The organism is Brachybacterium paraconglomeratum (genome assembly GCF_039541415.1).
GTDB lineage: Bacteria > Actinomycetota > Actinomycetes > Actinomycetales > Dermabacteraceae > Brachybacterium > Brachybacterium paraconglomeratum_A.
This window is the reverse complement of record NZ_BAABGE010000009.1, coordinates 157,518-180,525: the sequence shown is the minus strand read 5'-3', so window position 1 is coordinate 180,525 and position 23,008 is coordinate 157,518. Positions and strand designations below refer to the sequence as shown.

General features: G+C 70.7%; 23 protein-coding genes. 16 read left to right on the top strand and 7 right to left on the bottom strand.

The features are described from left to right. Nucleotides 1–75 precede the first annotated feature (75 nt). The 6 genes from ABD893_RS14530 to ABD893_RS14505 all read left to right on the top strand — a co-directional run bounded on the left by ABD893_RS14530 (nt 76) and on the right by ABD893_RS14505 (nt 5,153). A complete protein-coding gene (locus ABD893_RS14530; protein WP_345081792.1) occupies nt 76–528 on the top strand; it encodes an ArsR/SmtB family transcription factor in 453 nt (150 codons plus the stop codon). 155 nt (nt 529–683) lie between these two features. Further along, on the top strand, nt 684–1,805 hold the full coding sequence (locus tag ABD893_RS14525; RefSeq protein ID WP_345081790.1) for a FecCD family ABC transporter permease: 1,122 nt from the start codon (nt 684–686) through the stop codon (nt 1,803–1,805). 50 nt (nt 1,806–1,855) lie between these two features. Beyond that, nucleotides 1,856–2,914 carry an ABC transporter substrate-binding protein gene (locus ABD893_RS14520; protein ID WP_345081788.1) on the top strand — a complete coding sequence of 353 codons (1,059 nt, stop codon included), beginning with the start codon at nt 1,856–1,858 and terminating at the stop codon, nt 2,912–2,914. Further along, nucleotides 2,890–3,732, top strand: coding sequence for an ABC transporter ATP-binding protein (locus tag ABD893_RS14515; protein WP_345081786.1), 843 nt, complete (start codon nt 2,890–2,892; stop codon nt 3,730–3,732). Before ABD893_RS14520 ends, ABD893_RS14515 begins: the two co-directional genes overlap by 25 nt. 79 nt (nt 3,733–3,811) lie before the next feature. Beyond that, a complete protein-coding gene (locus tag ABD893_RS14510) occupies nt 3,812–4,159 on the top strand; it encodes a PadR family transcriptional regulator (RefSeq protein ID WP_345081783.1) in 348 nt (115 codons plus the stop codon). A gap of 1 nt (nt 4,160) precedes the next feature. Continuing rightward, nucleotides 4,161–5,153: a permease prefix domain 1-containing protein gene (locus ABD893_RS14505; RefSeq protein WP_345081780.1), complete on the top strand. Its 993-nt coding sequence runs from the start codon at nt 4,161–4,163 to the stop codon at nt 5,151–5,153. 61 nt (nt 5,154–5,214) lie between these two features. Here ABD893_RS14505 and ABD893_RS14500 read toward each other — a convergent pair whose 3' ends face one another. After that, complete coding sequence (locus tag ABD893_RS14500; RefSeq protein WP_345081776.1) at nt 5,215–5,697, bottom strand: pyridoxamine 5'-phosphate oxidase family protein; 483 nt, start codon at nt 5,695–5,697, stop codon at nt 5,215–5,217. Nucleotides 5,698–5,829: 132 nt separating this feature from the next. On the opposite strand from ABD893_RS14500, the gene sbnA reads away from it, so the two are divergent. From sbnA to ABD893_RS14485, 3 genes are read left to right on the top strand one after another with little or no spacing between them, the layout of a single operon-like run. After that, nucleotides 5,830–6,939, top strand: a complete 1,110-nt coding sequence (gene sbnA / locus ABD893_RS14495) for a 2,3-diaminopropionate biosynthesis protein SbnA (RefSeq protein WP_345081774.1) — start codon at nt 5,830–5,832, stop codon at nt 6,937–6,939. Nucleotides 6,940–6,955: 16 nt separating this feature from the next. Next, nucleotides 6,956–8,896: an FAD/NAD(P)-binding protein gene (locus tag ABD893_RS14490; protein WP_345081771.1), complete on the top strand. Its 1,941-nt coding sequence runs from the start codon at nt 6,956–6,958 to the stop codon at nt 8,894–8,896. 22 nt (nt 8,897–8,918) lie between these two features. Then, complete coding sequence (locus ABD893_RS14485) at nt 8,919–10,400, top strand: type III PLP-dependent enzyme domain-containing protein (RefSeq protein WP_345081767.1); 1,482 nt, start codon at nt 8,919–8,921, stop codon at nt 10,398–10,400. Between the two features lie 110 nt (nt 10,401–10,510). Here ABD893_RS14485 and ABD893_RS14480 read toward each other — a convergent pair whose 3' ends face one another. From ABD893_RS14480 to ABD893_RS14470, 3 genes are all read right to left on the bottom strand, one after another. Beyond that, a complete protein-coding gene (locus tag ABD893_RS14480; protein ID WP_345081764.1) occupies nt 10,511–11,440 on the bottom strand; it encodes a TolB family protein in 930 nt (309 codons plus the stop codon). Between the two features lie 125 nt (nt 11,441–11,565). Beyond that, a complete protein-coding gene (locus tag ABD893_RS14475; RefSeq protein WP_345081761.1) occupies nt 11,566–12,351 on the bottom strand; it encodes an NAD-dependent epimerase/dehydratase family protein in 786 nt (261 codons plus the stop codon). Between the two features lie 27 nt (nt 12,352–12,378). Then, nucleotides 12,379–13,389 (bottom strand): NAD(P)/FAD-dependent oxidoreductase, encoded by a 1,011-nt coding sequence (locus tag ABD893_RS14470; RefSeq protein WP_345081758.1) that lies wholly within the window; start codon nt 13,387–13,389, stop codon nt 12,379–12,381. Between the two features lie 47 nt (nt 13,390–13,436). On the opposite strand from ABD893_RS14470, the gene ABD893_RS14465 reads away from it, so the two are divergent. The 6 genes from ABD893_RS14465 (at nt 13,437) to ABD893_RS14440 (ending at nt 16,984) form a co-directional block, all read left to right on the top strand. Then, entirely contained in the window at nt 13,437–14,003 is a 567-nt protein-coding gene (locus ABD893_RS14465; RefSeq protein ID WP_345081756.1) for a helix-turn-helix domain-containing protein, read from the top strand. A gap of 144 nt (nt 14,004–14,147) precedes the next feature. Further along, nucleotides 14,148–15,068: a PrsW family intramembrane metalloprotease gene (locus tag ABD893_RS14460; protein WP_345081753.1), complete on the top strand. Its 921-nt coding sequence runs from the start codon at nt 14,148–14,150 to the stop codon at nt 15,066–15,068. Between the two features lie 323 nt (nt 15,069–15,391). Then, entirely contained in the window at nt 15,392–15,559 is a 168-nt protein-coding gene (rpmG, locus tag ABD893_RS14455) for a 50S ribosomal protein L33 (RefSeq protein ID WP_345081750.1), read from the top strand. Continuing rightward, on the top strand, nt 15,559–15,864 hold the full coding sequence (gene rpsN, locus ABD893_RS14450) for a 30S ribosomal protein S14 (protein WP_345081747.1): 306 nt from the start codon (nt 15,559–15,561) through the stop codon (nt 15,862–15,864). The genes rpmG and rpsN overlap by 1 nt, the downstream gene beginning before the upstream one ends. Before the next feature lie 84 nt (nt 15,865–15,948). Next, the gene (locus ABD893_RS14445) at nt 15,949–16,200 is read left to right on the top strand and encodes a type B 50S ribosomal protein L31 (RefSeq protein WP_345081744.1); all 252 of its coding nucleotides are present in this window, start codon (nt 15,949–15,951) and stop codon (nt 16,198–16,200) included. A gap of 538 nt (nt 16,201–16,738) precedes the next feature. After that, nucleotides 16,739–16,984, top strand: coding sequence for a hypothetical protein (locus tag ABD893_RS14440; protein ID WP_345081740.1), 246 nt, complete (start codon nt 16,739–16,741; stop codon nt 16,982–16,984). Between the two features lie 194 nt (nt 16,985–17,178). Here the strand turns inward: ABD893_RS14440 and mmsB are convergent, their stop codons facing one another. Genes mmsB through ABD893_RS14425 form a run of 3 tightly spaced genes read right to left on the bottom strand, consistent with a single transcriptional unit; the run spans nt 17,179 to nt 21,112 of the window. Then, nucleotides 17,179–18,417, bottom strand: coding sequence for a multiple monosaccharide ABC transporter permease (gene mmsB / locus ABD893_RS14435; RefSeq protein ID WP_345081737.1), 1,239 nt, complete (start codon nt 18,415–18,417; stop codon nt 17,179–17,181). After that, on the bottom strand, nt 18,414–19,991 hold the full coding sequence (locus tag ABD893_RS14430; RefSeq protein WP_345081734.1) for an ATP-binding cassette domain-containing protein: 1,578 nt from the start codon (nt 19,989–19,991) through the stop codon (nt 18,414–18,416). Before ABD893_RS14430 ends, mmsB begins: the two co-directional genes overlap by 4 nt. Before the next feature lie 5 nt (nt 19,992–19,996). Next, the gene (locus tag ABD893_RS14425; protein ID WP_345081731.1) at nt 19,997–21,112 is read right to left on the bottom strand and encodes a substrate-binding domain-containing protein; all 1,116 of its coding nucleotides are present in this window, start codon (nt 21,110–21,112) and stop codon (nt 19,997–19,999) included. 260 nt (nt 21,113–21,372) lie between these two features. Between ABD893_RS14425 and ABD893_RS14420 the strand changes: the two genes are divergently transcribed. Then, nucleotides 21,373–22,965 carry an FAD-dependent monooxygenase gene (locus tag ABD893_RS14420; RefSeq protein ID WP_345081728.1) on the top strand — a complete coding sequence of 531 codons (1,593 nt, stop codon included), beginning with the start codon at nt 21,373–21,375 and terminating at the stop codon, nt 22,963–22,965. Nucleotides 22,966–23,008 lie beyond the last annotated feature (43 nt).

Here is a 23,008-nt window from a genome sequence, read left to right as displayed (position 1 = left end):
GCGCCGGGCCCCACCCCGGCGTGCGCAGCGCGCCGGGGTAGGGCGGAGGTCGCGGCGATCGCTTACGTTGGTCCCATGACCTCCGAGCACCCCCTGCACGTCCGGGCCGACGACGTCGCCCCCGTCGATGAGGATCTCGTCGAGGAGCTGCGTGGCCTCCTCGGCGAGGTCAGCGGGTTCGTGCAGCTCGCCGAGAGGTTGGCGCTGCTGTCGGACCCCCGCCGCCTGCAGATCCTGTTCTGCCTGCACGCCCATCCCGGAGTGCGCAGCTCGGACCTCGCTCGGGCGATCCAGGCGCATGACTCGACCACCTCCCATGCGCTCGCGCTGCTGCGGGACGCTGGATGGGTGCGGGCGCAGCGCTCCGGGCGCGAGGTGCGCTACGAGCTGGCCGACGGTCTCGCCCACGAGATCCTGCACGCCCTGGGCTCCGACCACCTGCCCGGCGTCGACCATGCCCACACCCATCCTCACGGCACTCCGGGTGGTGCACCGGACCACCCGAAGCGGGCTGCCGGGGGCCGCTGAACTGCCCTCAGCAGTCCCGGCGAGCCACCCTCCGCGGCGGGACCGCGCTGGGCTCCCGGTGCGGACCCCGGCAATCTCCGGCACGGCCCCTCGCGCGACCCTCCGATAGTTGTAGCGTCGTGCAAGTGATTCGGCTAGCGGAGGGAGGGTGCATCGTGCATGCAGCCCTCGGGAACCTGGAGATGGCGGACCCCTCCCTGTCCGACCAGCCACCTCACTCCCCCGATGTGCTCGGGGTGCGCTCTCGTGCTCGCCGGTCCGCCCTGGTGCTGGTAGGTCTGTTCATCGCTGGCGCGCTCAGCCTGCTGATCTGCCTCGGCGTCGGCCCGGTGTCGATCTCCCCCGGGATCACCGCGCAGGTGATCGCCCAGCACCTCGGGCTGCCGGTGACGGTCTCGTGGGAGGCCGCGACGGATTCCATCGTCTGGAATGTGCGTCTTCCGCGGGTGCTGATGGGGGCTGCCGTCGGCGCGTGCCTCGCGATCAGCGGCGCCGCCCTGCAGGCGATGGTGCGCAATATGCTCGCCGACCCCTACATCCTCGGGGTCTCCGGCGGCGCCTCCACGGGCGCCGCCGCCGCGATCCTCTTCGGAGTCGGCGCAGCGTTCGGGGAGTACGCGCAGTCCGTCCTCGCCTTCCTGGGTGCGCTCGCAGCGGCGCTGCTGGTCTTCGTCATCGCCCGGGCCGGCGGGCGGGTCACCTCGCTGCGGCTGCTGCTCTCCGGGGTGGCCGTCGGCTACGCGCTCACGGCCGTGACGAACCTGCTGATCTTCTCCTCGGACTCCGCCGAGGGCTCGCGTTCGGTGATGTTCTGGATGCTGGGCTCACTGTCCCTGGCCCGCTGGAACGCCTTCCTGCTGATCGCCATCCTCGCCGCCGTGCTCGGTGTGCTCGTGATGGTCTTCGGCGCCCGGGTGCTCGATGCGCTGAGCGCCGGGGACGAGATCGCGCATGGCCTGGGGATCTCGCCGGACCGCGCCCGGATCGGCTTCCTGCTGGTGGTCTCGCTGTGCACCGCGGCCGCGGTCTCCGGCGCAGGAGCGATCGGCTTCGTGGGCCTGGTGATCCCGCACCTGGCACGGCGCCTGGTCGGGGCGCGGCACCGGGTGCTGATCCCGGCGAGCGCTCTGCTGGGCTCCCTGTTCCTGCTGTGGGCCGACGCCTTCGCCCGCGTGGTCATGCAGCCCCGCGAGCTGCCGATCGGTGTCCTCACCGCGGCGATCGGTGCCCCTTTCCTGCTCCTGCTGGTCCGGCGCCTCTATTCGCGCCAGGGATGAGCGACGTGCTCCGTCCCCTACCCCGTCCCCCGTCTCGCAGAAGGAATCTCATGGAACGCACCGCCCGCCGCACCGCCGTCGGCCCCCTGAACCGGCGCACCGCACTGGCCGGACTGACCGGGCTGGTAGGGCTGGTCGGGCTCACCACCGCCTGCAGCTCCGATGCGGGAGACGCCGGCTCCCCCTCGGACGGCGCCTCCGGGAGTGACGCCGCAGGAGGCTTCCCGCTCGAACTCACGAACTGCGAGGCGACGCTGACCTTCGAGACCCCGCCGGAGCGGATCGTGCTGCTGGAATCCGCGCCGGTGACCACGTTGGACGGCATCGGGGTGCTGGACAAGGTCGTCTCCCGTGCCGGGGCCTTCCCGCTCGGCTACTACGGGGAGGATCTCACCGCCCGCATCGAGGCGATCCCGGCGCTGTCGGAGGACATCGACGCCTCCGGCCATCTGCTGATCTCCCAGGAGCTGGTGATCGCGCAGGACCCAGATATCGTCTTCGGACTGCCGGACGGGGTGACCCGAGAGGTGATGGCCGATGCAGGCGCCGGGGTCGTCGTCCAGGACATCTTCTGCGGCGGCGGGAGCGAACGAGCGAGCTTCGAGACGCTGTACTCGACGATCGGCACCTACGGCCAGATCTTCGATCGCGCCACGGAGGCCGACTCCCTGACCACCTCGCTGCAGGAGCGCGTCGCCGAGGTCTCCGATTCCGTACAGACCCTCACCACCACGACCGCCGCAGTGCTCTACCCCTCCCTCGGTGGCGGGCCGCTGTTCACCTACGGCGCCGGCTCGATGGTCACCGCGCAGCTGGACGCCCTGGGCATCGAGAACGTCTTCGCCAGCACCGCGGAGCGCGTGTTCGAGATCAGCGCGGAACCCCTGCTCGCGGCCGATCCGGACGTGCTCATCGTGCTCTACCAGGGCGAGGGTGACGGTATGGACCTCACCCAGGAGATGATCGCCCAGGATCAGCTCTCCGGCCTGCGCGCCGCACAGGAACAGGCGGCGCTGCCGCTGCTGTTCAACTTCGCCGAGCCCGCGTCGCCGCTGGTGGTGGACGGGTTGGAGAGGATCCACGAGTGGCTGCTCGAGCTCGAAGGATAACCTCCGACACCTCCTCCGGCTCCCAGGACGTGCCGGTCCTCGAGGCTCGCGGCCTCCGGCACTCCTTCGGCGCCACCGAGGTGCTGCGGGGAGTGGATATGACGGTCACGGACGGCGAGGTGCTCGGGCTCGTCGGCCCCAACGGCAGCGGCAAGACCACCGCCCTGCGGATCCTGCACCGCGCTCTGGTCCCGGACGCCGGGCAGGTGCGGCTCGCGGGCCGTGACCTGGCCGAGCACTCCGGACGAGAGCGGGCGCAGCAGATCGCGGTGATGGCACAGGAACTGACCGGGGAGGTCCCGCTGAGCGTCGCAGATGTGGTGCTGTTGGGCCGGGTCCCCCATGCCGGGGCCTTCGGCTCGACGACCGGCGAGGATCTGCGGATCGCGACCGAGGCTCTGACCAGCGTCGACGCCCTGCACCTGGCGCGGCGCGAGTTCGGAATCCTCTCCGGAGGGGAGAAGCAGCGCGTGCTGATCGCGCGGGCGCTCGCCCAGCAGCCCCGGCTGCTGCTGATGGACGAGCCCACCAACCATCTGGACATCGGCTCCCAGCACCACGTGCTGCAGATCGTGCGCGAGCGGGGCCTTGCGACGGTCGTGGTCCTGCACGACCTGAACCTCGCCGCCCGCTACTGCGACCGGGTGATCGTGCTCGCGGACGGCATCGTGCTGGCCGACGGCCCTCCCCGCGACGCACTCGCAGCCGGGCTGGTCAGCGCCACCTATGAGGTCACAGCCGAACGCGCCACGGCCGACGACGGCACCCCCCAGTTCCTGTTCCGCGGCCGCGGGCCATCTCCCGAGGGCACCGTCTAGACAGCACCGTCTGGACAGCACCACCAAGACAGCACAGTCTCCTGGACAATGGTGTGTCAAGCACACTATGGTGTGGGGCATGAGCGAGTCCTTCGATCCCCATCTGCAGGAGCTTCGGCGCGGCACCGTCGTGCTGGCGTGCCTGCGACTGCTGCGCACCCCCGGGTACGGATACAGCCTTCTCGAGCAGCTCGAGTCACGCGGCTTCACCACGGATGCCAACACCCTCTACCCGCTGCTGCGGCGTCTCGAGAAGCAGGGGTTCCTGACCAGCGAGTGGAACACCGAGGACTCCAGACCCCGGAAGTTCTACGTCACCTCGGCCGACGGCACCAGCCTGGCCGAGACCCTCAGCCAGGACTGGGCCGATCTCACCCGGTCCATCGCCTCCCTCACCGACGATCCGGGAACGCCCGAGGAGAACTGACATGACCACCACCTTGACCGAGCGCTACATCAGCGCCACGACCGACTCCCTCCCGCTCGAGACCCAGAGCGACGTGCGCGCCGAGCTCGAGGCCTCCATCGCCGACGCCATCGAGTCGCGCCTCGAGCAGGGCGAGGACCCTGCCGAGGCCGAGCGCGCCGTGCTCACCGATCTCGGTGACCCGGTCGCCCTCGCCGCGAGCTACGCCGACCGGCCGCTGCACCTGCTGGGACCGCGCTACTACCTGGCCTGGTGGCGGCTGCTCAAGCTCCTGCTGGCCATCGTGCCCGCCGCCGCCGTCGGCGGTGTCGCCCTCGTCCAGGTCATCATCGGCGCCCCGGTCGGGGAGGTCATCGGGCAGGCGATCGGCGTGGGGATCTCCGCAACCGTGCACGTGTTCTTCTGGGTGACGCTGATGTTCGTCGTCCTGGAGCGCACCGGGTCCGCTACCGGCCACGACTGGGACCTCGACCAGCTGCCGGAGCCGCGCCCCACGGGGGCGGGCCGCTCCGAGGTGGTCGCCTCCGTGGTGTTCGCCGGGCTGATGATCGGTGCGGTGCTCTGGGACCGCTTCCGCGGATTCGTGCAGATCGACGGCCACGCCCGCGACCTCCAGATCCTCCACCCGCAGCTGTGGCCCTGGGCGCTGCTCGGCATGCTCGCGCTCCTCCTGCTCGAGGTCGGTCTCGCCGTCCTCGTCCATCTGCGCCGCGGCTGGACCACGGGCCTGGCTGTCGCCAACACCGCTCTCGCGGCGGTGTGGGTCAGCGTGATTCTGACCCTGCTGGGCAACGAGCGCCTGGTGAATCCCCAGTTCATGGGCCTCGTCCTCCCCAGCGACGGGGGCGGGCCGGACACGGCTCGCGTGGTCGTGGTCCTGTTCGTGCTGAGCGTCATCGGAGTCGCCGCGTGGGACACCATCGATGGCTGGCGCAAGGCCGGTCGTGAGGCGAAGCATCGGGCGACGGCCCCCGAGACCGGCCTGCCGGTCTGATCTCTCGCCCCGCGATGCTCACGGAGCGGAGGAACCCGTGACGTCCCCGTGGCGTCCGTGGTCAGAGCTCGGTCGTGGCGGTGCCTCCGGGCGGGCGCTCTCCGGACACCTTCGCCTTGAGGATCTGCGCGAGCCCGGCGGCCTTGCCCCCGGGCAGGCCCCAGAACTGGGCGGATTCGCCGCTGACCCGCAGCAGCCCCAGGTTCGGGTCGTCCGCGCCGCCGGGGAAGTAGGCCTCCGCCCGTTTGGTCCACAGCTGCTCGACCAGGGCACGGTCTTCGACGAACTCCGCGCTCCCGGCCACCGACAGCCACGAGCCTGCCTGCGAGATCGAGAGATTCACCTGCGAGGCGCTGCGCAGCGCCTCGGCCTGCCCACCCTGCAGTCCGACGAAGAACCAGACGTCCCCATCATCGGTCACCCCCTGGACGGACAGGGGGTGGGACAGGAGCTTGCCGTTCGGAAGCGCGGTGGTGAGCATGACAATGTCGGCGTCGCGGAGCGTGTCCACGACGTCCTCCAGGGCCAGGGTGTCGTCGGTCATCTGGGATCCTCCCGTGTCGCCGGTGCTGTCCCCTCCGACGGTACAAGCCTGCTCCTGCCCCGGGTGCGTAACCGACCGTTCGGTACCGATCACCCCTCGTCGTGAGACCCGCGATGCCGTACTTTGACAAAAGTGACCACAGACTTCGCGCAGCCAGCCCCGGAGCCCCGCCTTGGCGCATCCGGCGCCGTCGCCCTCGGCATCACCGTCGGCATCTCCGCCGCCGTGGGCCGCACCCCCCTGATCCGTCTCGACCATCTCTTCCCGGACTCCGGGATCGAGATCCTCGCCAAGCTCGAGTCCGTCAATCCTGGCGGCAGCACCAAGGACCGTCCGGCGCTGGCGATGGTGCGCGACGCCTTCGCACGCGGGCACCTCGTGGCCGGGGGCACGGTGGTCGAGTCGAGCTCCGGCAACCTCGGGGTCGCCCTGGCACGGGTGTGCTCCACGCACGGCGTGAACTTCGTGTGCGTGGTCGATTCCCGCACCAATGCCACCACGGTGGCCACCATCCGGGCGCTCGGCGGGCAGGTCGAGATGGTCTCGGAGCCCGACCCAGAGACCGGCGACCTGCTCACCGCCCGGCTGCACCGCGTCGAGCAGCTGCTCGAGCAGATCCCGGACGCGGTGAACCTCTACCAGTACGGCAATCCTGAGAACCCCGGCGCTCACGCGGCCGGCACCATGGCCGAGATCGCCGAGGCCACCGGCCATCGCCTCGACGTGCTGATGGCGGCCGTGAGCACCACCGGCACGATCGCCGGGTGCACCGCGTACCTCCGCGAGAACTCCATGGACACCCGCACGGTCGCGGTCGACGCCGAGGGCAGCGTCCTGTTCGGCGGCACGGCCGCACCGCGCCCGCTGCCCGGATTGGGTGCGGGCGTGGTCACCGACATCTCCCGCACGGTTGATCCGGATCGCGTGGTGCGCGTCAGCGGGCTGGACTGCGTGGTCGGGGCGCGCCTGCTGGCTCGCCGCGAGGGCATCCTCGCCGGCGCCTCCACCGGCGGCATCGTCCACACGCTGGGCTCCCTGGTTCCCGAGCTCGCACCAGGCTCGCGGGTGGCGTTCATCGTGCACGACGGCGGCGTGCCCTATCTCAGCACGGTCTACGACGACGACTGGGTCGAAGGGACCCTCGGGGCCGACGCCGACGCCCTGGCCGACGCCACCGCATCATTGCAGGCCACGGCATCCCGGCCAGCCGCCGCGCGACGTGGCGGACCAGGGCGTCCATGAGCACCCAGGACGCACCGTGACCGGCGCCGACGCGACCGGTCCCCGGCGACGGCTGGCCGTGGTGGGAGCAGGACCGAAGGCGCTGTTCGCCCTCGAAGCACTCGCGGCGCACCTCACCGCAGACCTCGCCGCCGGCGCCGGGGCCGGCGCCGGGGCCGTCAGCACCGAGAGAGCCGGCGCCGCCGTCGTGGACGTGACGGTGCTGGACCCCGCCGGGACTCCCGGGACCGGTGCCGCCTACGCCCTCGACCAACCGCCCTACCTCCGCCTGAACGTCTCCGCGGGGATCCTCGATGCACCCGCCACCGGGACGGGGACGTCGTTCCCCTCCTGGGTGCGCCGAGAGCACCCCGGGCTCGCCGAGGATCCGTATCCGCCGCGTGCCGTCGTCGGCGCCTATCTCACGCAGCGGTGGGGATGGATGGAGGACGCGCTGTCCCCGGCCGGCACCCTGCGCCACCTCCAGTGCCGTGTCGTCTCGGTGGAGCCCCGTGATGGACGGTGGCGGGTCGGGATCGAGCAGCCCGCGACGGCTGACGGCGCTGCGTCCTGGGACGCCACGACCGACGGCGCGGCGCCCCGGGAGATGGCACCCACCCTGCTCGATCGGTTCGACGAGGTGCTCCTCGCCACCGGCCATGCGGCCCGCCACCACGGCGCTCTCGCCAGGTCGTGGAGCGGCCCGCTCCCCCTCCGACCTGCCGTGCTCCCGGTCAAGGCCATGCTCGGTCCTGAGCAGGTCCCTCCCGGAGCCCGGGTGGCGGTCCGAGGCGCGGCCCTGACCTTCCTGGACGCCGCGCTAGCCCTCACCGAAGGGCGGGGTGGTAGGTTCGACCCGCATCCCCGTCGCGAGAGGACGGTCGTCCACATCCGGGGAGCAGAGGAGCCGGCAACGATCCTCCCGATCGCGCGTCACGGCCTGCTGCTGGACGCGAAACCCGATCCCGGCACGCCGCCGCCTCCCGCAGGCGCCGCTGCGATCGAGGACGGGAAGCGGCGTCTCCGTGCCGCGACCAGCTCCCAGGGGGAGATCGCCCGGGATGTGGTGCTCGATGTGGTCCTCGATGCCGCGACCGCCATGCTCCGGGGAGCGGGAGCCTCCGCCGCCGAACGGTACCGCGCGGTCGAGCACACCCTCGCCACCGGTGCCGAGCCCGATCTTCCCTCCGGCCCGGGTCGCGCCGAGCGGGCCCTGCGCCGCAGCGTGGCCGTGGCGGAGGGGGCCCGTGCGCCGGGCCCCGCCTGGGCGCTGGGCCGCACCTGGTCCGCGCTCTACCCGCTGATCACCGCCGGTCTCCGCGGCAGCGACATGACTGTGGCCGAGTGGGAGGCGTTTCGCCGCACCGCCCAGGTGCTGGAGCGCTTCGCCTTCGGCCCGCCGCTGGTCAATGCCCGCAAACTGCTGGCCATGCTCGATTCCGGCGCGGTGGACCTGTCCTGGCTCGAGGCAAGCACCGCGATCGATGCCCGCGGTCTCCAGGGGATCCCGCACGGTGCCGGGGCCGCGGACCTCGTGGTCGACGCGGTGCTGTCCCCGCCCGGCGTCGTCGGGATCGCCGACGAGCTCACGGAGCACCTGCTCAGGTCGGGTCTCGTGAGCGTCCGCCCAGGACGACGCGGGGCGGTCGTCGATCCCGACGCCACGGCGCGCCGGGCCGACGGGAGCCGTGCGGAGGGACTCGCGCTGCTCGGCCGCCCGACGGAGGACCACGTGATCGGCCACGACACCCTTAACCGGCACCTGCACACCGAGATCCAGCACTGGGCCGCTCGCCTCGCGCACACCCTCAGGGACCCCGTCGGACGCGCGATCAACCGACCCGTCGGACCTTCTGTCGAGGGACCTGCCGGGGGCCCGACCGCAGGGATGATGGGCGACGGCGCGGCCGAGGGCCGTGCTCCGGGAGAATCCACTGGATACGACCCGGCGGCGAGGTCCGCCGCCGGAACGCACTGAGAGAGCAAGGAGAGTGCAGGGAATGACGGCGACACCGCGCACAGAGGGCCTCCGCACGGACGAGGCCCCGCCTGAGGGGGATGACCTGCGCGCGGGGTGCCGGGGCATCCCGTCCCTGTCGGCACGGCTCGAGCCGTGGATGCGGGAGCTGCTCGCCGACCCCACGGCGTGCGCAGCGCTGCTCGAGGAGCACGGCAGCCCGGTGAACGTGCACGACTTCGGCACGCTCACGCGCAACGCGCACGAGCTGACCGCCGTGGCCGAGTCCGAGGGCGTCGCCCTGAGGATCTTCGTGGCCCGCAAAGCCAACAAGACGCTCGGGCTGGTCCGCGCCGCGCACGCGGCCGGGCTGGGACTCGACGTGGGCAGCCATCGCGAACTCTCCCAGGTCCTGGATCTCGGCGTGCCCGCCGGCGACGTGGTCGTCACCGCCGCCATCAAACCGGCCCCGCTGCTGCGCCTCGCGCTGGATTCCGGAGCGATGCTCGTGCTCGACAACCTCGACGAAGCCGCCGCCGTCGAGGCGGAGATCGCCCGCGAGCCGCTCGACCCGCCGCGGCCCGTCGCACTGCGTCTCGCGCCGACGCCGAGCGACGTCGTGGGCCCCACCCGCTTCGGCGAATCCGCCTCCAGCTGGCAGGGCTGGGCCGGATCCCGGGAGGCCTCCCGCGGCGGACTGCAGATCCAGGGGATCCACTTCCACCTGCACGGCTACGACCCCCTTGCCCGTGCTCAGGCCCTCGGCGAGGCCCTCGGCCTGGTCGACGCCCTGCGGTCGAGCGGACACCCCGTGAGCTTCATCGACATCGGCGGCGGGATCCCCATGTCCTACCTCGATGATGCCGAGCAGTGGGCAGCGTTCTGGGAGTCCCACGACCACCAGAGCGACGATCCGACGGAGTCTCTGACCTGGCGCGGGGAGCCGCTGCGGCAGGTCTATCCCTACCACCAGCAGGTGGTGCGCGGTCAGTGGCTGCGCACCCTCCTCGGAGCGGAGGTCCTGCCCGGGGTCCGCGCCGCCGACGCGCTGCGGGAGCGGGAGCTGGAGCTGCGCTGCGAGCCCGGCCGGTCGATGCTCGACGGCTGCGGGATGACCCTCGCCCGCACCGTGCAGCGCACCACGACCAGCGACGGGATCCCCCTGATCGGGCTGGAGATGAACCGCACCCAGTGCCGTTCCACCTCCGACGACTTCCTCGTCGACCCGATCCTGGTGAGGACCGGCGGGGAGGCGTCGGCCCCGGTGGACGCCTTCCTCGTGGGCGCCTACTGCATCGAGGCCGAGCTGATCCTGCGCCGGCGCCTGCGCTTCCCGGGCGGGGTGGCGATCGGCGACGTGGTGGCGCTGCCGAACACCGCTGGCTACCTCATGCACATCCTCGAGAGTGCCTCACACCAGATCCCGCTGGCCTCGAACGTCGTGCACGGTCCGGACGGGATCCGGCGGGACCGGATCGATGCCGTCCCGCCGCAGCGCCCGTGGACGGACGCACCGCACGACTGACGAGCCGTCGCTTCGACCACGACGTCCCGGCCGGCCCGGCAGGAGCTCCGGGCCGGCCCGGCAGGAGCCCAGCGCCCAGACCGGCGCCGTGGCGGCCGACCGCTCAGGGATCAGCTCTGCAGCGGATAGTCCACATAGGCGAGGCGGCGGGAGTCCGGGGCCCAGCTGTTCACGTTCATGGTGCCCTGCCCACCGAACACGGCGGTCAGATCGCGGATGCCGGTGCCGTCGGCTGCGCCCAGGCGCAGGATCACCTCGCGATCCGCCGGGTGCCCTTCGGTGCCGGGCGGGAAGCTGACGTAGGCGAGGCGAGCACCGTCCGGGGAGAGGTGCGGGAACCAGTTCACGCGCTCATCATCGGTGAGCTGCTCCCTCCCGGTGCCGTCGGGGCGCATGCGGAAGAGCTGGGCGTGCCCGGCCACGGTGCGGGATCGCTCGGAGTTGAAGTAGATCCAGGCCCCGTCCGGGGAGTACTCCGGGCCGTCGTCGGGGAACTCGTCCTTGGTGAGCTGGGTGCTCTCGCCGCCCTCAGCGCGGATCGTGAAAAGGTTCGGCGGCACCCAGGACCCGTCGGAGCGTCGCTGGACGCCGGTGTAGGCGAGCGTGGCACCGTCAGGGCTGACGCCATGCAGGTAGTGCAGGAGCCCGTCCTCGAGGGTGATCTGCTCGGCGGGGCCGCCGGTGAGCAGGGCTCGGTGGATGTGGCTGTCGTCGGCGGAGACGAACACGTGCTCTCCGTCCGGATCGAGCACGTGGTCGTTGTTCAGCGGGGCCATGCCGTCGAGCGGGATCCGCTGCGGCGCACCGCCGGCCCGGCCCGGGAGGTCCAGGTCCCCACCGTCGTCCAGGGCCCCACCGTCGTCCAGGTCCAGGCGGAACAGGTGGCCGTCGCCGTTGAGGATCAGCGCGGCGCCGTCCAGCGTCCAGTTCGGCGCCTCGTACAGCACCGCCTCGGACTCGTGAAGGATCTGGTCCTCCCCGGTCTCGACGTCGAGCACGTGGATCCGTGAGCGCTGTCCGGGGGCGAGGGTGCGTGGCATGGGAGTCCTAGTCGTTGACGTCCCTCGCGAGTGCGGGGGCTTCCATCTTCCCTGGTCCAGCTCCGGCACCCGGCATCGGCACAGCGTGACCGAGGCACGGCACCTCGTGCGACGTGCAGAACCGCTCAGCTGCCGTCGGCCTCGAGGGTCCACTGCGGATGCCAGTCCAGCAGTCGTTGCGCGGAGTCGTCGGCGATGGCATGAGGCGCCGAGGTGACCGCGATCGCCTCGTACGGCCCGCCGCGCTCCCGGCGCAGCGCCGCCATCACCGCCGCCGCGAGATCCTCCGGGTGCAGCGCGGAATGCACAGACCCGTCGCCAAGACGCTTGAGCTCGGCCGGTTCCTCCGGCAGCACCGGGTTGTGCCAGCGCGGCCACTTCTCCGCGGTGGTCGGGAAGGCGAGCCGCAGAGAGGTGACCGTGATCGGGCCCTCCTCGGGGGTGGGCGGTGCGCCCTCGACGGCCATCCGCAGCGCCTGCTCGGCCAGTCGTTTCGTCACGCCGTACAGCTCGATCGCGTCGGGCGCGGTGCCGGCCGGGATCGGCTCGAGGCTGTAGCGGTCGAAGACGGACAGGCTGCTGATGTGCACGAAGGAGCGTGCCCCGGCCCGGCGAGCGAGGCGCAGCGCCAACAGCACGGAGCCGACGTTGACCGTGACCGCCTGCGCGGTCCCGGGCAGCTGCTCGGCCTCGCTGCCGCATGGGAGCAGGGCGGCCAGATGCACCACCGCGTCAGCCCCCTCGACAGCCTCCGCCAGCAGCTCCGCGTCGTCGGCCTCGCCGATCACCTCCCGCACCCCGTGGACCGGGGCGGCGCTGCGGTCGAACACGGTCAGCTCACGCTCGTCACGCCAGGCGGTCACCAAGGAGCTGCCCACGCCGCCCTTGCCGCCGATCAGTGTGATGCGCATGACGGCATCCTCGCAGAGACCCTCCGCTCACGCAGAGATTCGCGCAGCCCGGGCCTCCGCGGCGTCCGCCATCACCAGCATCCCGTTCAGATGCCCGCCGGAGAGTGCCCCGCCCGCCGCGGAGGCGCCCACCTGGGCGCTGGGATCTGCGGCATTGCCCGCCACCCAGACCCCCGGCACCTCAGTGGTGCCGGCGAAACCGGTCGAGACCTTCTCCCCCATTCCTCCGGGGACCTCCTCGACGGTGAGGCCCAGTTCCTCCAGCCCGTCCAGGCGAGGGTGCATCACGGTCGCCGCAACCAGCACTGTGCGCGAGACCAGCTCGCCGTCGATGAGGCGCACCCCGGCGATCCCGCCGTCGGCTGCGGCGACGATCTCCTGGATGCCGGTCTCGACCAGGCGGATGCCCCGTGCGGCGCAGAGCTCCCTGGCGTCCTGATCGGGCTCGAAGCCGTGGGTGAAGACGGTGATGTCGTCGCTGAGCTGGCGGAACATGAGGGCCTGGTGGATCGAGGCGGGGCGGGTGGCGATGATGCCGATCGGCTCGTCGCGCACCTCCCAGCCGTGACAGAAGGGGCAGTGCACGAGGCCGCGGCCCCAGTGCGCGGCAAGGCCGGGGATCTCGGGCAGCTCGTCGCGGAGCCCGGTGGCGACCAGCAGGCAGCGCGCGGTCAGCTCCTGGCCGTCGGTGAGGGTGACGGTGAAGCGCAGGTCCCCGTCGGCCGACGGCTCGGCGCTGCGCGACGCGGTCACCTCGCCCGCGACGATGATGCCGCCGTACTGCTGCACTTCGGCGCGACCCCGCGCGAGGTACTCCGCAGGCGGGGTGCCTTCGTTGCCGAGCAGGCCGTGGATCCCCTCGGCGGGAGCGTTGCGGGGCGTGCCGGAGTCGATCACGACGACACTGCGGCGGGAGCGGGCGAGCATCAGCGCACCGCTCAGGCCGGCGGCGCCGCCACCGATCACGATGGCATCGACGAGATCAGCGGGGAGGTCGGCGGGCAGAAAGGAGGACTGGAGTGCTTCAGGGGTGTTCATGCCGTAAAGCTAGACACGCCTTGCCACTCCTGCATAGCATCTTGCGCATGACGCAAACTTCAGAGGGTGTGGATGGCCTGGTGCGACAAAGACTGCGTGCTCTGCGTCTCGCCCAGGGGCTCTCGCTCGGCGATCTGGCCACCCGCGCCCACCTCAGCCCCTCCACCCTCTCCCGGATCGAGAACGGTCAGCGTCGCCTCGCGCTCGATCAGCTGGTCACCCTCGCCCGGGCGCTCGACACGGGGCTGGATGAGCTGGTCGAGGTGCAGAGCGAGGAGGTGGTCTCGCATCCGAGCACTGATCACGGGCAGGATGTCCTGCGCTGGCGGATCCGCCACTCCCCCGATTCCGTGATCCTGCGCCAGCGTGTGACCGGCCCGCCGCCCGCGCAGAACCGGATGCGCGCCCACCCTGGCCACGAGTGGCTGGTGGTGCTCTCCGGGACGCTCACCCTGCTGCTCGGCGAGCGCCGCTACCGGGTGGGCACGAACCAGTCCGCGGAGTTCGACACGATGCTGCCCCACGCCTTCGGCGCCGAGGGCGGGCCGGTAGACGTGCTGATGATCGTGGACCCCGAGGCGCGGAAGGGACACCGAGGCGACGAGGCCCCCTGAGCCTTTCGATATGTTCCCCGCTTCACACAGCATCGGGCATACAGGACAGGATTCCAGGCGCATACTGACCTCGACGCCGCCGAGATGACGACGCCTCACCGCGGGTGAGCGTGAGCCGCCCGTTCCTGGACGAAGGATCTGGCGATGTCCACACAACCCGCTTCCGCACCCCGGCCCACTGTTGCCGCACCGCGCCCGGCAGCCCCGCTGGCCCCGTCTCTCCGCACCGCCCCGTCGGCCCTGAACGCGTACCCCTGGTACCTGCGGTTCTCGTGGCTGCTCGCGCTGGGCGGGGGGATCATCGCGTACATCGTGACCTTCGTGATCATGCTGCTGACCCGGAACCCCACCATGGTGCCGACCGTGCTGCTGGTGGGTGCGGCGACGATCCCGCTCACGGTGCTGCTGTTCGCGCAGTCCAGCAAGGTGGGCTCGCTGGTCCCTACCCGCATCGTGCTGGTCACTGCCGTCCTCGGCGGACTGTTCGGGATCTGCGCCGCCGGTCTTGAGGAGGCCATCGCCGGGATCGCGCTCGGCAAGGCGTCGGTACTGCTGGTCGGCATCATCGAGGAGAGCGCGAAGCTGGTGGTGCCGCTGATCGTGCTGGCGCTCGCTCACCGTGTGACCCGCGGCGGTGGGATCGTCATCGGGATCGCCTCCGCCACCGGCTTCGCGGTGCTCGAGACCATGGGCTACGGCTTCAACGCCCTGCTGTCCAAGAACGGCGGGCTGGGCGCTCTGGATGCAACGCTGGTGCTGCGCGGGATCCTGGTGCCGGCCGGTCACGTGGCCTGGACCGGCGCGATCTGCGCGGCGCTCTGGTATCTGGTGGAGACCACGCATAAGGGGCGCGGGGTGCTCGCCCTGGTCGTCTCCTACGCCGGCGCGATCGTCCTCCACACCGCCTGGGACGCGACCACCAGTGGGATCCTCCATCTGCTGATCGGGCTGGTCAGCGTGGCCGCGCTGGTGACGTTGACGATCCTCGCGCATCGCGCGTTCGTGCGGCGCAGCGCATCGGCCCTCGACGCAGGCAGCCCGGAACCGGTCAGCGCCCGCCCTTAGGTTGCCGCGCTGCGACTTCCCAGCCACAGTGCAAGGCGGCCCTCGACCCCGAGCCAAGGCTCGAGCCCGGCCTCCCACTCCTGCGCGGTGAGCAGGCAGCGCCCGAAGGCCTCCCAGGAGCGAGCCCCGCAGGATCGGGTCGATCGCGGAGAGCACTGCGACGGGCAGGGAATATCCGCCCCTCCCAATTAGTTGAAAGTGGATAGACCTGGGGATGTCGGCCACGTCGGCGGGCACCTACCCCACTCCCCTCACCGCGGGATCGAGTCGGTCGTCGGCGAGATCCGCGCCCGCGGCGAGAAGATCTGAAAGGAACCTTTCCCATGGCCAGCAAGAACGAAGCCCGCACCACCGTGAAGCTGCGCTCCACCGCAGGGACCGGCTTCACCTACATGACCACCAAGAACCGCCGGAACACCCCGGATCGGCTCACCGCCCGCAAGTTCGACCCGCGAGCGGGAGCCGTCGTCCCGTTCCGGGAGGAGCGCTGATGGCCAAGACCTCGAAGATCGCCGCCGACCGTCGCCGCCGCGAGGTGGTGGCCCGCCACGCCGAGCAGCGCCGCGCCCTGAAGGCCGCGCTCAAAGACCCCTCGACTCCCGCGAGCGAGAAAGTGATCGCCCAGCGATCGCTGCAGCGCCTCCCCCGGGATGCGAGCCCGACGCGGCTGCGCAATCGCGATGCGATCGATGGGCGACCCCGCGGGCACCTGCGCTCCTTCGGGCTCTCCCGGGTGCGCTTCCGCGAGATGGCGCACCGCGGCGAGCTGCCCGGCATCACAAAATCCAGCTGGTGACCGCGGCGCCTCACCGCGCCAGGCTCACCCCTCCCCGCTGCTCCGGCGAGACATCGCCAGGAGCAGACCGGAAAGGAATCGACTATGAAGTCCTCCATCCATCCCACCTACCAGCCCGTCGTCTTCCGTGACGCGAGCGCCGACTTCTCCTTCCTGACCCGCTCCACCCGCAGCTCCGACAAGTCGGTGACCTGGGAGGACGGCATGGAGTACCCGGTGATCGACGTCGAGGTCTCCTCGGCCTCGCACCCCTTCTATACCGGCAAGGCCACAGTGCTGGACACCGCCGGTCGGGTGGAGAAGTTCCGCCGCCGCTACGGGCAGGCTGGCGCCTGACCCTCGGCTCCACGCTGCGGTCCGGGTGAGCGGCGGCGACGCCGCCCGCCCGGACTGTGCTGCTGGTCGAGGGACCCGACTCCCGTCACCACAGGTGATCCCGTCGGCCCTGGGAATAAAACACTGGGCTTCTCGGTTGATCCCTGATAGCGTCCGACGAGTTCATGGGTGGTCGAGCCTGTGAATCGGACCGACGATGACTCGTCACCCGGCGGAGAACCCGCCACCAGGGCGTGAAATCCGCCCGCTCGACCACTGCGAACCCCGCGGCTCGCGCACTGCCATGACGGCAGCGCATCCCGAGCCCACCTCGCAGGGCCTGCGCCCTCGCGCCGCCTCCATCCCGCCGACTCGGCGGCCTCCCGTGGAGCATCGCGACCGGTGCGCGCCACCGGCCACGGCCCCGCCCCAGCGGAGCTCGGCCAGCGACCATCCGCCCCAGCGGAGACCTCGCGCCCCGCGCAGCATGCGCATCCCGGCACTCTGCCGGACCCAGACATCCCGTCGGCCCAGGGCCGACACCGAAGGAGCAGTTCCCATGCAGTATCAGACCAAGAATCACGAGCATCACGTGCAGTCCCCCCAGTCGCATCTCGTCGTCTTCCGCGACCAGAGCGCGGGCCTGCGCTATCTCACCCGCTCCACCCGCACCTCGGAGCACACCACCACCTGGGAGGACGGCAACGTCTACCCCGTCGTGGAGGTGGACCTGTCCTCCGCCGCCCATCTGGCACGCCAGCAGGAGCGTCACCCCCAGCGAGAGCTGGCCGGCGCCGCCGCCTGAGGCGCGCGGGCTGAGCCGCACGACCTGAGGCGCGCGGGCTGAGTGCGGGCGTGAGCTCCGCGCTGAGGAGCTCAGCACAGAGAAGCTCCGCTCCAAGAGACGAGCCGTAGGTCCGCTCCCCCTCTGCAGAGAGGAGGGCGAGGACCTACGGCTCGTTCGTGGTGGGGCAGGACGCCCGGACCCGGCGGACCGGTTCAGGCCGCCGCGGCGCCGCGCTTCTTGGACACCAGGTCGAAGGCGACGGCCGCCAGCAGCACCAGGCCCTTGATGGTCATCTGCCAGGAGGGATCCACGGCGAGGATCGAGAGGCCGATGTTCAGCACGCCCATGATCAGCGCACCGATCATGGCGCCCGAGATCTTGCCGACGCCACCGGTGACTGCGGCGCCACCGATGAAGCAGGCGGCGATCGCGTCGAGCTCATAGGACTGACCGGCACTCGCCACGGCGGCGCCGGCACGGGCGGTGACCACGATGCCTGCGACGGCGGCCAGGAGCCCCGCCAGCACGAAGATCCCGAAGGTGGTGCCCTTGGCGTTGACGCCGGAGAGCTCCGCCGCGCGATAGTTGCCGCCGATCGCGTAGATGTCGCGCCCGAAGCGGGTGTTCTGGAGCACGAAGGTGAAGGCCAGCATCAGGACACCGACGATCGCGAGCACGATCGGGAAGCCGCCGGTGGACTTCGCCATCAGGTAGGCGAAGAAGCCCAGCACCACGATGCCCGCAGCGGCCTTGGCCCAGTAGACCTTGGCCGGCTCGACCGCGAGGCCGTGCTTGCGCATCTCCCCGCGACGGCGCAGCCCGGAGAGGATCAGGCCGGCGGCGCCGAGCGCGGCGATCAGCAGGGTGATCCCGTCGAGGTAGCCGATGGCCGGGGTGTTGGTGAAGCCCAGGACGTTCGGGATCGCCCCGTTGCCGATCTCGATGAACGGTCCGGCGAAGCCGGAGATGGTCTCGCCGACCAGCACCTGCGCGATGCCGCGGAAGATCAGCATGCCGGCCAGCGTGACGATGAAGGCGGGGATGCCGACATAGGCGACCCAGAAGCCCTGCCAGGCGCCGACCAGCAGGCCGACCAGCAGCGCGAGGGCGATCGCGAGCGGCCAGGGCAGGCCCCAGCTCGCCATTGCGATGCCCAGCACGCCACCGACCATCGCGACCGTCGAGCCCACGGAGAGGTCGATGTGCCCGGCGATGATCACCAGCATCATGCCGATCGCCAGGATCATCACGTACGCGTTCTGCTGCACCAGGGAGGCGAGGTTGTCGGGCACCAGCAGGCGGCCCCCGGTGAGCACCTGGAACAGGGCGATGATCGCGATCAGCGCCAGGATCAGGCCGGACTGTCGCAGGTCCAGTCGACGCTTCTTCTTGCGCGGTTCGTTCGAGGAGGGTCCGCTCGCGGTCTCCGGCACGGTCTGCACGGCGCTCATGCGCCCACCTCTTCCTTCTCAAGGGTCATCAGGCGCATCAGCGACTCCTGATCGACCTGGTCACGCGGCAGCTCGCCGGTGACACGTCCTTCATTGATGGCATAGATGCGGTCGCAGAGGCCGATGAGCTCCGGCATCTCCGAGGAGATGACGATGACCCCCTTGCCGGCCGCTGCGAGCTCATGGATGTTCTGGTAGATCTCGTACTTCGCGCCGACGTCGATGCCGCGGGTGGGCTCGTCCAGGATCAGCACGTCAGGGTCGGTGTAGATCCACTTCGCCAGCGACACCTTCTGCTGGTTGCCGCCGGAGAGGTTGCCGACGATCGACTCGACGCTCGGGGACTTGATCCGGATGTCGCGCTGGAACTTCTGGGCGACCAGGACCTCCTCACCCTTGTTGACGACCCCGAAGCGGGTGAGCTTGCCCAGCGCCGCCGCGGAGATGTTCTCCCGGATGGTCTGGATCAGGTTCAGCCCGGCATCCTTGCGGTCCTCGGTGACATAGGCGAGCCCGGCATCGATCGCCCGGCGCACCGTGGAGGTGTCGATCTCGCGACCCTCCTTGAGCACGCGGCCCGAGAGGTGCTTGCCGTACTGATGGCCGAAGACGCTCATCGCGAGCTCGGTGCGACCGGCGCCCATCAGCCCGGCGATGCCCACGATCTCCCCGGCATTCAGGGTGAGGTCCACGTGGTCGGAGCTGAGGCGGTCCGGGATGGTGGGATGCGCGACGGTCCAGCCCTCGAACCGCAGCAGCTCCTCGCCGATCTGCGGCACCCGCTCGGGATACCGCTCGTCGAGATCGCGGCCCACCATGGCGCGGATGATCTGGTTCTCGCCCACCGGCTCCTCGCCGTGCATGTCGAGGGTGTCGATGGTCTCGCCGTCACGGATGATCGTGGTGGTGTCCGCGATGTCGGTGATCTCGTTGAGCTTGTGGGAGATGATCACGCAGCTCACACCCTCGGCGCGCAGCTGGCGGATCAGTTCGAGCAGCTGCGCGGAGTCGTCATCGTTCAGGGCCGCGGTGGGCTCGTCGAGGATGAGGAGCTTGACGCGCTTGGAGAGTGCCTTGGCGATCTCGACCAGCTGCTGCTTGCCCACTCCCAGCTCGCCGATGAGGGTGTCGGGGTTCTCCTGGAGTCCGACCTTCGCCAGCAGGCGAAGGGCCTCGCCGCGCATGGCGCGCCACTGGATGATGCCGTGCTCGGTGGGCTGACGGCCGAGGTAGAGGTTCTCGAGGATCGACAGGTTCCCGCACAGCGCGAGCTCCTGATGGATGATCCCGATGCCGGCTTCCTCGGAGTCGCGGATGCTGCGGAACTGGCTGGTCTGGCCCTGGAAGACGATCTCGCCCTCGTAGGAGCCGTGCGGGTACACCCCGGACAGCACCTTCATGAGCGTGGACTTCCCAGCGCCGTTCTCGCCGCAGATCGCGTGGACCTCGCCGGGGAGGACCTCGAGGTCGACGCGCCGCAGCGCGGTGACCGGGCCGAAGCGCTTGCCGATGCCGCGCATCGACAGGATCGGCGTGGGCCGCTCTGCCGCGGTGGTGGTGTCGCTCTGGGTCATGGCGCTCAGAGCCCCAGGTCCGCGGCGGTGTAGAAGCCGGAGTCGACCAGCAGCTCGGGGACCGCGTCGGCGGTGACGACCAGCGGATCGAGCATGAAGGTGGGGACCGCGGTGACGCCGTTGTCGAACTCGGCGCCCTCGGTGATCTCGACGTCCTGTCCCTTCGCGATCTGGTCCACCATCGTGGCGGCCCGGTCTCCGAGGTCGCGGGTGTCCTTCCAGACCGTCATCGACTGCTTCTCGGCAAGCATGTTGATGACGTTCGCCTTGTCGGCGTCCTGCCCGGTCACCAGCGGCCAGTTCTTGCCGGGCTCGAAGCCGCGCGCATCCAGCGCCTGCTCGATGCCCAGTGCCAGGGAGTCGTTCGGGGACAGCACCGCATTCAGGGTGGTGCCGTCGGAGTAGAAGGAGTTCAGGCGGGTCTGCATCTCCGACTGGGCCTTCGCGGACTCCCAGCCGAGGATCCCGATCTGCTGCCAGCCGCTCGCGTCGGCCGGCACCTTGCCGGACGGAGAGACCAGCGTGCCGTCCTCGAAGTAGGGGGACAGCACGCTCCAGGCGCCACCGAAGAACCCGGCGGCATTGGGATCATCCGGCGAACCTCCGAACAGCTCGATCGCGAAGGGACCTGCCTCGGACTCGAGGCCGAGCTGCTCGACCAGGAACTGGCCCTGCAGCTCCCCCACCCGGAAGTTGTCGAAGGAGACGTAGTAGTCCACTCCCTCGGCGCCCTCGATCAGACGGTCATAGGCGATGACGGGAATGCCGCGCTCTTTCGCGCTCTGCACCACCGGCGCCAGCACGGTGCCGTCGATCGGTGCGATCACCAGGATGTCCACCGCGGAGGTGACCATGTTCTGGATCTGGCTGATCTGCTGATCGGTCTTGTTGTCCGCGTACTGCAGCGTGGTCTCGTAGCCGAGGGCCTGGAGAGCCTCGACCAGGTGTGCGCCGTCGCGGTTCCAGCGCTCGAGCGCTTTGGTGGGCATCGAGATGCCGATGACGGCGCTACCTGGGTCGATGCTTCGTGACTGGGTCGGGCGCTCTGCCACACAGGCGCCGAGCAGCACCGTGGACAGGGCGGCGGCTGCACCAGTCCTCAGGACGTCTCGTCTCTTCATCTGTCGTCTCCTCATCGTCGAACACGGGCACGCGCGACGACGCGCGGTCAGTGCGGGAGGGGCCGCGCACGACGCCCGCACGACGGCGGGACAGGTGCCGGCACTTTGTTAGTGAGCCTGATTAACTTAGAGCGACGGTCGCGGCAGGATCAAATCCCACGAGGGCGTTCCACATCACGTCGCCTGCGCACCCCACACGCCGGGTCTATCGTGGGATCATGGCCCGCCTCCGGGCCGCCGCGAGACGAGGTGCCACCGTGATGAGCACACCGGAACGACCGCCGCCACCACCGTTGCGAGAGACCGACGTACTCGTCGTCGGAGCCGGGCCCACCGGCCTGATGGCGGGACTGGTCCTTGCCCGGCGCGGCGTCTCTGCGCTGGTCATCGACCAGAAGCAGGGCCCCACACGGGAATCACGGGCGATCGTGGTCCAGGCCCGCAGCATGGAGATCCTCGACCAGCTGGGACTTGCCCAGTCTGTGCTGGACGGCGGCCAGAGCGCTCTCGGACTCCGTCTCCGCGGCGGACGCTCCCCGGCCGGCATCGACTTCGCCGACCAGCAGCAGGGGTGGACGCCGTTCCCCGGCGCCCAGATCTTCGAGCAGAGCCGCACCGAGACGCTGCTGAGCGAGACGCTCATCGCAGAGGGACGGCCGGTGCTGTTCGAGCACCGGCTGATCTCCTTCGAGGTGTCGGCCACGGAGGACGCCCCCGACGCTGAGCGGCTGCGCGAAGGGCTGGCCGAGATACCGGCGGAAGGACTCATCGAGACGCTGGTCGAGGGCCCGGCCGGCCCGCTGCGGATCCGCGCCCGGTGGATGATCGGGGCTGATGGGGCGAGCTCCCCGGTGCGCCACCAGCTGGGCCTCGGCTTCGAGGGCGTGACCGACGATGCCACCTTCTGCGTCGCTGACCTGCGCGGCGTCGCCGGCGCCCCGTCCGATGCACTGTCGGTGCACCTCGGCCAGGAGCGCTTCGCACTCCTCTTCCCCCTGGGACCGGACGGCCACGCCCGACTGATCTGGCTGCACGGCGACACCCATCCCGAGCAGGAGCAGGCCCTGGCCGGAGCCCGGGAGGACCTCGGCATCCGTTACGAGAAGGTCGAGTGGTTCTCCGCCTACCGGGTCCATCACCGGGTCGCCACCGCATTCCGCGCCGGACCGGTGCTCCTCGCCGGCGACGCCGCCCACGTGCACTCCCCCGTGGGCGGCCAGGGCATGAACACCGGCCTGCAGGACGCCCATCACCTGGCCAACCTTCTGGCGGATGTCGCCGACGGGCACCTCGACGAGGGGGCGCTGGACCGCTACGAGCAGGAACGACGACCGGTCGCGCTCACCCTGATCCGGGCGACGGATCGCGCCTTCGGGGCGATCGGTCGGACGGGCCGGCGCACCGCCTTCCTGCGCCGACGGGGCCGGGATGTGCTCGCCGTCCTCGCGCCGCGGCTGCTGCGCACCCGGTTCGGCCCGTACGCCGCGGGGTTGCTCGGGCAGTTTCGGATCCGGTATCGCGTGGTGCAGAAAGGGCAGGTGCCGCCGCGCTGGGCGCGCGACCGGGCCGTGGGTCTCCGACTGCCGCCGACGGCGGCGAATGCTTCGGCCCTACGCGCGATGGCCTGGCAGCTGCACACCTACGGGGTCGAGGCTGCCCGCCCCGCCTCCGTGCCGGGCTGGATCGAGGGACCGCTCGCCTTCCCTCCGGACTCGCGCACGCGGCTGCGCGTCGACCACCTGTACCTGGTCCGGCCAGACGGCTATGTCGCCGCCTCCTGGCCCGTGCACGCCGGCGCAGTGGCCACGGCTGACGTCGACGCGACGCTCGCGGCGTACCGCATGATCCGCTGACGATGCTCTTCGTCGCCGTGCGCGAGAGTCGACGTCGTGCGCG